The organism is Acetobacter sp. (assembly GCF_047721705.1).
Classification (GTDB): domain Bacteria; phylum Pseudomonadota; class Alphaproteobacteria; order Acetobacterales; family Acetobacteraceae; genus Acetobacter.
Genome location: NZ_JBDNXK010000001.1, coordinates 20,058 through 27,947, shown reverse-complemented (window position 1 = coordinate 27,947; position 7,890 = coordinate 20,058). Strand labels below are relative to the sequence as shown.

Here is a 7,890-nt window from a genome sequence, read left to right as displayed (position 1 = left end):
CGAGATGCTCGCTATGTCCCGCAAGAAGATGTTCTTTTCTTCAGAAAAAGCCATTCGAGAGCTTGGATATGCCCCCCGTCCGGCACGGGAAGCGGTGAAGGACGCGATCGACTGGTTCCGTCTGGCAGGGATGCTGAAATAAGATATATGTAAATTAATGTTTTATTAAATATGGAATAATTGCGGACCGATGATAGCGTTGCTCGCAGGTCTTTCGACTGTGATCTGGATTGCTCTCCTTGGATTTCACGGACGTTTCTGGCAGGCGGGACCTGTTCTTCGGCGCGTGCCGAAAACATCGTCCGCTCCTGCCGTAAGCGTGGTAGTGCCTGCCCGGGACGAGGCGGAATCGATACAGTCCTGCCTTTCGTCCCTGCTGACGCAGGATTATGCCGGGGACTACCGCATTGTTCTCACGGATGACCGCAGTGAGGACGGGACAGGCGCTCTGGCGCGGGCGCTTCCAGACCCCTCGCATCGCCTGACGGTCATTGATGGTCAGGTCCGGCCGTCGGGCTGGAGCGGCAAACTCTGGGCTGTGCAGCAGGCTGTGACCCGTGCGCTGGCGGATCGTCCGGGGGACGATGGATATATCCTGCTGACCGATGCCGATATCGAACATGACCCGCATCACGTCGTCACCCTCGTCGAGAAGGCGGAGCGGGAAGGGCTGGATATGGTGTCGGAGATGGTGGAGCTGAACTGTGTCAGCGTTGCCGAGAAGGCTCTGGTGCCCGCCTTCGTGTTCTTCTTTGCATTGCTTTACCCCTTTGCGCGGGTTGCTGATCCGAAAAGCCGTACGGCGGCGGCGGCGGGTGGTACAATCCTGATCCGCCGGGCGGCCCTCGCCCGAATCGGTGGGATCGCGGCCTTACGTGGCGCTCTGATCGACGACTGCACGCTCGCCGCGCATGTGAAGCGGTCTGGGGGGCGGATTTATCTCGGTCATTCCTGTCTGGCGCGTTCCATTCGCCCTTATCCGCATCCTTCAGACATCTGGCGGATGATTGCGCGAACGGCCTATGTGCAGTTGCGCTACTCGCCCCTGATGCTGGTGGGTACCGTGCTGGGTATGATTCTGGTGTGGATCGTGCCGGCGTTGGTGATGCTGTGCGGCAAGGGCACGGCGCGTCGCCTTGGCGCGATCGCGTGGACAGCCTCCATGGCGTCTTACGTGCCAACCTTGCGACGCTTCCAGATGTCGCCTCTGTGGGCCGTCCTGCTGCCGTTTGTGGCGATGTTCTATACGGCGGCGACCATCGGTTCCGCGGTCGATCATCATCGGGGGCGCGGTGTTCGGTGGAAGAACCGCGCCTATACCGAAGCGACTCACGCAGGGTAAGTGTTGAAGGCCGTCAGAGTTTTTCCAGCGCGGCCAGACTCTGTCGTGTGGCTTCCGTGAGCGGTTCCGGCAGAGCGTCGAGAGGGAACCACGCGACAGCGCCCAGAGCCTCCGGCTCGCGCAACACCGGCTCTCCTTCGGCAGCTTCCACGAGGAACACCGGTGCAATCCAGTGGGTGCCCGCATTGCGGTCGATCTGGTCTACGACACACAGCAGACGGTGAGGGCTGATTTTCAGCCCCAGTTCTTCGTCGATTTCACGCGCCACGGCAGCGGCTACTGTTTCGAATGGATCGATCTTCCCACCCGGCAGACCCCAATGCCCCGCTTCAGGGGCACGTTTGCGGAGCACGAGCAGTAGCTTTCCATCTCTCATGATGGCGGCGCCGCAGCCGGCGCGGGGAAGGAAAGGCTGAGACATGAGAGTGATGTTCTCCATAGGGGTAATCAGAATGTAGATACGGTCCTGGCGCTGCCAGCAGGCCGCTATCCGTTTGATGAGTGTAGGCATTGTCGCCGAGAGCGTGTAAACCACGCCGCCATGTTTCCGGATTCGACATCATCCGTTCGCGCGGAGCCAGAATTACCGTCCGTTGTTACGGCGCGGGCTGCCGCCAGCCGGGAAGGGATCGATCCGTGGCGTGCGCCCGATGTTTCGTCGGGAAAAGGGCAGGCCGACGAGAATTTCCCCGTCGGCTCGGTACTGTTCGCCCGTGAAATGCGTGCGCATGTGCACGCTTACTATGATTTTGCCCGCTTCAGTGATGATGTGACCGACAGTGATCGGCTGTCTCCTGAGGAAAAGGTGGCGCGGCTCGATGCGATGGAAGCCATCGTGCGTGGAGGGGCGCAGGCCCCCGATCGCAAGGATGCCCGTTCGGCCGCCCGTGTGCGTGAGATGCTCCTGCGGACAGGGTTGCCTTTCGAGGTGGCGACCGATCTGCTGATCGCGTTTCGCGAAGACGCCGTGAAAAGTCGCTACGCGTCGCAAGCGGAACTGACACGTTACTGTCGTTATTCCGCCAATCCCGTGGGGCGCTTCCTGCTTGGCCTGCATGGCGAAAGCGAGCGGACGTTCGCGGCATCGGACGCCCTTTGCACATCCTTGCAGATTTTGAACCACCTGCAGGACTGCAAGCAGGACCTTCTTCAGTTGCAACGGAGCTATGTGCCCGAAGATATGCTGGCAGCGGAAGGTCTTACCGTGGAAGCGGTTCTGGGGGATGTAACCACCCCTGCGCTTCGCCGTGTTTTCGACAGGATGCTTGACGAAACGGACCGGCTGAATGCCATTTCCGTCGGGCTTCTCCACCGTGTGCGTGATCGGCGTATGCGGATGTATTGTGCGGCGGTCGTCAAGCTGGCGCATCTGCTGGCGGCGCATCTGCGCGCGGGTGATCCGCTGGCTGGGCGTGTGGCGTTGACGAAGGCTGATTTTGCACGGGCAGCGCTCGCCGCCCTCAAGAACTGGAAAGACTGAGATGGCTGGCGCACACGAGGCGGCGCGACTGGTCGGGAGAGGATGTCATGGCTGAAATATATGGAACGCAGGACGAGCCGACGCCGATGGGATGTGATCCCGTCGATCTGGCCCGGGTGGAAGCCATTGTAAGGCAGGCGGGCACCTCCTTTGCTGCTGGAATGCGGATTCTTCCGCCGTTCCGCCGTTATGGCATGTATGCCATCTATGCCTTCTGCCGCATGGTTGACGACATTGCTGATGGTGATGCGCCGAATCTGCGTGGCGCGGAACATGCGAGCGCACGTATCGAGCGCCTGAATGCATGGCGCGAGCGCATTGCGCGCCTGTATGCCGACAAGCCAGAGGATGCGCTGGATCGCGTTCTGCATGCAGCGATCCGTTTCTTCTCGCTGAAGCAGAAGGATTTCGATGCCGTGATTGACGGCATGACCATGGACGCGGAAGGCGCCATCGTCGCCCCGGATGAAGTCACCCTTGATCTCTATTGTGATCGGGTGGCGTCCGCGGTCGGACGGCTTTCCGTCCATGTCTTCGGCGACAGTTCGAAGCATGCGGAGCGCGTGGCCTATCATCTCGGTCGCGCTCTTCAGCTCACCAACATTCTGCGTGACGTGGCGGAAGACGCCCGCATCGGTCGCCTCTATCTGCCGAAAGAGCTTCTGGCCCGCTTTGACGTGCCAGCCGACCCGCAGAAGGCTCTCGCCGCGCCGGGACTGGCCGGCGTCATGAAGATCATCTCTGTCCGGGCGCGCGATCATTTCCGGCAGGCTTTTGCCGCCATGAAGAAGTGTGACCGCAAGGCCATGGTGCCAGCCCGCCTGATGGGTGGCTGCTATCTGGCAATTCTGGATTCGCTGGAGCGACGTGGGTGGGATCATGTCCGCACGGAGGCATCGGTCTCTAAGGTGCGCAAGGCCGTGGGTGTTCTGCAGGCTTTCGCGGCCTGACCGTGGCGCGTCGGGTTCATATTGTCGGTGGTGGGCTGGCCGGTCTGTCGGCGGCGGTCGAGATCGCGGGGAGCGGCCAGCACGTCATTGTTCATGAGGCTGGCCCTGCGTGTGGGGGGCGTGCCCGTTCCTACGAAGACAGGAAGCTCGGCTGCCGGATCGATAATGGCAACCATCTGCTGCTGACGGCCAATGAAGCCGTTTTCCGGTATCTTGGTCTGATCGGCGCTCTGGATACGTTGCAGGGTCCGAACCAGCCGATTTTCCCGTTTGTCGATCTGGCGAAGCCCTGTCACTGGACGCTGGATCTTTCGATGGGGCGTATCCCCTGGTGGGTGTTCAGTGCCTCGCGGCGCGTGCCAGGCATGAAACTGGGGGAACTTCTCAGTCTGAAGCGCCTGATCGATGCCCAGCCGACGCAGGTCGTCTCCGACTGCCTGCTGGCTGGAGAGTTTTCCCGTCGTCTGCTCAATCCTTTCTCCATAGCGGCTCTCAATACGCCGAGTGACGAAGCCAGTGCGGCATTGCTGGGCCATGTGATCAACGAGTCACTGGCCAAGGGCGGTCGCGCGTGTCTCCCGCGTTTTCCAAAAATTGGCCTCTCGGAAAGTCTGGTCGATCCGGCGCTGTCGCATCTGGCCGTTCTCAAGGCTGAAGTGCGGACAGGCAGTCGTGTGACCGGGATCGAGTCGGCTGGTGGCCGCGTGACGGCCCTTCAGTTCCCCGACGACCGGATCGAAATTGGCGCGGATGACGCGGTGATTCTTGCTGTGACGGCACCTGTGGCGGCGGCGCTGTTGCGGGACGTGATCCCGAATCTTGTGGTTCCAGATGCCTTTGAGAGCATCTTCAACGCGCATTTTCGCTTGGATTATACGCCGACACCGGTGGGATCTTTCGCGAAAACACACTTTGTTGGCGTTGTGGGCGCGGTGACGGAGTGGGTGTTTCTCAAGGGTGACATCGTCTCCGTCACGGTCAGTGCGGCCAATCGTTACGCAAATCGTGAACCCGAGGAACTCGGGAAACAGATATGGCAGGAAGTTTGCAAGGCGCTGGACGGATTGCTGGAGCGCCCCTTGCCGGAAGAGCCGTTCGTGCAGCGGTTGGTGTGGGAAAAAAGGGCAACGTTCGCAGCAACGCCAGCACAACTGAAAAGACGGCCTTCAGCCCGGACCGGACTGTCCAATCTCGCCTTGGCTGGTGACTGGACCGCGACAGGTCTGCCCGCCACCATCGACGGGGCAATCCGCTCGGGTGTGGCCGCCGTGAAGGTGCTGGGGTTGCGCTGATAGGCGGCTGGTTCGTGACAAATGGATGACAGAACGACAACTTGCCGCTACGGAACACCCAAACGGGATTGTTTTTTTGCTGAGGGAATGACTGTAGGCCATGCTGGACGACGCAACCATTTCTACCACGGCTGACCCTGTCGGACTGGGTCCGGATGAACTGGATCGGGTGGTCAAACGTGCGCATGCGGCTCTGGCCGGACGGCAGAACGACGACGGTCACTGGGTGTTCGAACTGGAAGCCGACGCCACCATCCCGGCCGAATTCGTGTTGCTGGAGCATTTCCTCGACCGGATCGACCAGCCGCTTGATGAGAAGATCGGCGTCTATCTGCGGCGTATTCAGGGCGACCACGGCGGCTGGCCCCTCTATCACGATGGCGATTTCAATATCTCAGCCACCGTGAAGGCCTATTATGCGCTGAAATGCATTGGTGATGATATCGATGCCCCGCACATGAAGAGGGCGCGGGAAGCCGTGCTCGCCCATGGTGGGGCCGAGCGGTCCAACGTCTTCACCCGCTTTCAGCTCGCCCTGTTTGGTGAAATTCCGTGGCACGGAACGCCGGTCATGCCGGTGGAACTGATGCTGTTACCGCGCTCGGCATTCTTTTCCGTCTGGAACATGTCCTACTGGTCGCGGACGGTGATTGCGCCTCTGCTGGTATTGGCGGCGCTCAGGCCAATTGCGATCAATCCGCGTGGTATTCATGTGCAGGAGCTGTTCCTCACGCCGCCCGATCAGGTGAAAGACTGGATTCGCGGCCCTTACCGCTCCAGGTGGGGGCATGCCTTCAAGATACTGGATCAGGTTCTGCGTCCGGCGGTGAAATTCATCCCGAAGAAGGTGCATGAGAAAGCCATCAAGGCCTCTGTGGACTTCATCGAACCGCGTCTGAATGGCGTCGACGGGCTTGGCGCGATCTATCCGGCAATGGCCAACACCGTGATGATGTATCGCGCTCTGGGCGTGCCGGACAGCGATCCGCGTGCCGCGACGGCTTGGGAGTCGGTCAAGGCGCTGTTGGTCGAGCATGGTGACGAAGTCTACTGCCAGCCCTGTGTGTCGCCGATCTGGGATACGGGTCTCGCTGGTCATGCGATGATGGAAGCCGAGAGCGGCCCGAGCGGCCTCTCGAACGAAAAGACGCAGGCGAAAATGGCGAAGGCAGCCGAGTGGCTGCGTGGCCGTCAGATTCTCGATGTGAAGGGTGACTGGGCCATCAACAAGCCCGATCTGGAGCCGGGCGGCTGGGCGTTCCAGTATCGCAACGACTATTATCCGGATGTCGATGACACGGCCGTCGTTGGCATGCTGCTCCATCGCCAGAACGATCCGGCCAATGCCGAGGCGATTGAACGGGCGCGGAAATGGATTGTCGGTATGCAGAGCACCAACGGTGGTTGGGGTGCATTCGATATCGACAATGACAAAGATATTCTGAATCATATCCCCTTTGCCGATCATGGCGCATTGCTTGACCCGCCGACCGCTGACGTGACGGCGCGTTGCATCTCTTTTCTTGCGCAGCTTGGTAATCCCGAAGACCGTCCGGTGATCGAACGCGGCATCGAGTATTTGCGGGGTGATCAGGAAAAGGACGGTTCCTGGTTCGGCCGGTGGGGCACCAACTACATTTACGGCACATGGTCGGTTCTCTGTGCGTTGAACGCCGCTGACATCTCTCATGATGACCCGATGGTCGTGCGTGCAGTGGAATGGCTGCGTTCGACCCAGCGTCCTGATGGTGGCTGGGGTGAAGGCTGCGAGAGCTATGAGGGTGGAGAGCACGGTCGCTACAAGGAAAGCCTGCCGTCACAGACAGCATGGGCGGTGCTGGGCATGATGGCTGCGGGTCGTCGTGATGACCCGGCAGTGGCGCGGGGCATCAACTGGCTGACCACCCATCAGAATGATGATGGCGAGTGGGATGAACAGCCATACAACGCTGTCGGTTTCCCCAAGGTTTTCTATCTGAAATATCATGGTTACCGCATGTTTTTCCCGCTGATGGCCGTTTCCCGCTATCGCAATCTGGGTGTCAGCAATTCACGCACCGTCAGTTACGGGTTCTGACCATATGACAGCGGCCTTTTCTTCCCCCGATGACATTGGGTTCCTCGTGGGACTGAAGGCCGAGGCCTCTCTTCTGCGACAGTTTTTCCCTAATGCGCCGATCGCCATCAGCGGTGCGACAAAAGAGGGGGCGCGGAAAGGGGCAGCGAGGCTGACTGCCTGCGGTGTGCCATCCGTTGTCTCGTTCGGGCTGGCGGCAGGACTTGATCCGGCGCTGCGTCCGGGGACGATTCTGATACCGGATGTGGTGGTGAAAGACGGAAAGCTCTTTCCCTGTTCGCCGTCCTTGCGGCGCACGCTTGGGGCGGACAGTGTGCCGGGCGTGATTGGCGGTGCTCTTCTGCACAGTGATGAAGTTGTGCTGACGGAGGAAGAAAAGCAGCGTCTTTCCATGGCGAGCGGATGCTGCGCTCTTGACATGGAAAGCGGTTTCCTTGCCGTGGCGGCACAGGAGGCTAAACGCTCATTCGGCGTCCTGCGCGTGGTGTGCGATCCGGCGGATCGGACGCTGCCACCGGCGGCAGGTATCGCCCTGTCTCCTGATGGTGGCTTGGGGGTTGGGCCGCTGCTGCTGTCACTGCTGCGTGATCCGTTGCAGATACCCGCTTTGATCCGGCTGGGAAGTGATGCTTCACGGGCGCGGCAGGCGATGAAGCGTTTTCTCGAACTCAGGAATTCTCTGGCGGGTGCCGACCGTTCGTGACGTCATAGGAATCGACGAACGATCAGAACTGATATTGAGAATGTCA

7 protein-coding genes and 1 pseudogene are annotated in these 7,890 nt (G+C 60.3%); 7 read left to right on the top strand and 1 reads right to left on the bottom strand.

All coding sequences use genetic code 11. The annotated features are described in order from the left end of the window. Both ABF824_RS00125 and ABF824_RS00120 read left to right on the top strand, forming a co-directional pair. Positions 1–142 (top strand): annotated as a pseudogene (locus ABF824_RS00125) (NAD-dependent dehydratase); the annotation flags it as partial. A gap of 48 nt (positions 143–190) precedes the next feature. Continuing rightward, positions 191–1,342 (top strand): glycosyltransferase, encoded by a 1,152-nt coding sequence (locus ABF824_RS00120; protein WP_415485768.1) that lies wholly within the window; start codon positions 191–193, stop codon positions 1,340–1,342. A 13-nt stretch (positions 1,343–1,355) separates the two neighbouring features. On the opposite strand, the gene ABF824_RS00115 is transcribed toward ABF824_RS00120, so the two are convergent. Further along, positions 1,356–1,763 (bottom strand): NUDIX hydrolase, encoded by a 408-nt coding sequence (locus ABF824_RS00115; protein ID WP_415485823.1) that lies wholly within the window; start codon positions 1,761–1,763, stop codon positions 1,356–1,358. Positions 1,764–1,883: 120 nt separating this feature from the next. On the opposite strand from ABF824_RS00115, the gene hpnC reads away from it, so the two are divergent. From hpnC to ABF824_RS00090, 5 genes are all read left to right on the top strand, one after another. Next, positions 1,884–2,822, top strand: a complete 939-nt coding sequence (hpnC, locus tag ABF824_RS00110) for a squalene synthase HpnC (protein WP_415485767.1) — start codon at positions 1,884–1,886, stop codon at positions 2,820–2,822. A 47-nt stretch (positions 2,823–2,869) separates the two neighbouring features. Continuing rightward, positions 2,870–3,772, top strand: coding sequence for a presqualene diphosphate synthase HpnD (hpnD, locus tag ABF824_RS00105; protein ID WP_415485766.1), 903 nt, complete (start codon positions 2,870–2,872; stop codon positions 3,770–3,772). A gap of 2 nt (positions 3,773–3,774) precedes the next feature. Next, positions 3,775–5,064, top strand: coding sequence for a hydroxysqualene dehydroxylase HpnE (hpnE, locus tag ABF824_RS00100; RefSeq protein ID WP_415485765.1), 1,290 nt, complete (start codon positions 3,775–3,777; stop codon positions 5,062–5,064). A gap of 100 nt (positions 5,065–5,164) precedes the next feature. Beyond that, positions 5,165–7,141, top strand: coding sequence for a squalene--hopene cyclase (gene shc / locus ABF824_RS00095; RefSeq protein ID WP_415485764.1), 1,977 nt, complete (start codon positions 5,165–5,167; stop codon positions 7,139–7,141). A 4-nt stretch (positions 7,142–7,145) separates the two neighbouring features. Next, positions 7,146–7,844, top strand: coding sequence for a hypothetical protein (locus ABF824_RS00090; protein WP_415485763.1), 699 nt, complete (start codon positions 7,146–7,148; stop codon positions 7,842–7,844). The last annotated feature ends 46 nt before the right edge of the window (positions 7,845–7,890 follow it).

Bases quoted from the DNA above. Each gene is read 5' to 3' on its own strand.
- ABF824_RS00120 (WP_415485768.1), top strand. From the start codon at position 191: ATGATAGCGTTGCTCGCAGGTCTTTCGACTGTGATCTGGATTGCTCTC.
- ABF824_RS00115 (WP_415485823.1), bottom strand. From the start codon at position 1,763: ATGTCTCAGCCTTTCCTTCCCCGCGCCGGCTGCGGCGCCGCCATCATG.
- hpnC (WP_415485767.1), top strand. From the start codon at position 1,884: ATGTTTCCGGATTCGACATCATCCGTTCGCGCGGAGCCAGAATTACCG.
- hpnD (WP_415485766.1), top strand. From the start codon at position 2,870: ATGGCTGAAATATATGGAACGCAGGACGAGCCGACGCCGATGGGATGT.
- shc (WP_415485764.1), top strand. From the start codon at position 5,165: ATGCTGGACGACGCAACCATTTCTACCACGGCTGACCCTGTCGGACTG.
- ABF824_RS00090 (WP_415485763.1), top strand. From the start codon at position 7,146: ATGACAGCGGCCTTTTCTTCCCCCGATGACATTGGGTTCCTCGTGGGA.